The following is an 855-nucleotide window of genomic DNA, read 5'->3' on the forward strand; positions in this document are numbered from 1 at the left end:
ATTTTTCGTACTCCAGCACCGACCACCGAGATCTCCACAAGGCTATTCGTCGGCAGCGTCAGATGTGTATAAGATACAGGGGTAAACGGGCGGGTGAGCCGGAAGGGCTCGTTCGGCGAGGCCAGACCGCGGGGGAAGTCAAGGGAGGCTTCGCGCCCGGGGCGACACATGGGCCTCGTCGGCAGCCGCCACGCCCGAGTGCCAGCCCTCCGCGTCACTCACACCCCGCACCCGCGCACTCGTCGTCTCGGGGAACATTCGCTCGGCGGACTCCGTGACGGCCACGTCCCGCGCGGCGAGCACCGGGAGGAGCTCGCCCGCCTCCGGGGCCTCCTCCGTGACGTGCTCGGCGGTGGCGGCCAGGCGGGCGCCGAGGCGATGCGCGTACGCCAGCAGGAACGCCTGACGGAACGTCTTCGTACGCTTCCGGCCGCCCGCCCGCTGCCCCGCCTCCGCCTTCGCCATCGCCGTGGTTCCCTGCAGGAGGAGCGAGGTGTGGAGGAGTTCGACCACCTCCAGGTCGGCCTCGAAGCCGACGACCGTGGAGAAGCCGTACGCCTCGTTCCAGACCGCCCGGCAGTGGTTCGCCGTGGCCACCGCGTCGAGGAGGATCGCCTTCGCCGTCTCGTACGGGGCGTCCACACCGATGCGGCAGGCGCCAGGGGTGTCCTTCGCGCGCGTACGCGAAGCGAGCAGCGCCTCGTCGATGGTGTGCCGGGCCATCAGCTCCTGCGCCTTGGCGGTCAGCGCCTCCGCCTCCTCCGGGAACCCCGTGGCCTCCGCCTTGGCGAGCAGCGCGCGGATACGGGTGAGGATGCGGGGTTCGTCGTGGCCGGGGGGCGACGGGATGTGCAG

General features: G+C 71.0%; 1 protein-coding gene. It reads right to left on the reverse strand.

Features of this window, described 5'->3' with window-relative positions; all coding sequences use genetic code 11:
* Positions 1 to 138 precede the first annotated feature (138 nt).
* A partial coding sequence (locus tag E2651_RS43490) for a DUF2786 domain-containing protein (protein ID WP_135336761.1) occupies positions 139 to 855 on the reverse strand: 717 nt, incomplete at its 5' end.

Origin of the sequence: Streptomyces sp. MZ04 (assembly GCF_004684775.1) — a bacterium.
Taxonomy (GTDB): Bacteria; Actinomycetota; Actinomycetes; order Streptomycetales; family Streptomycetaceae; genus Streptomyces.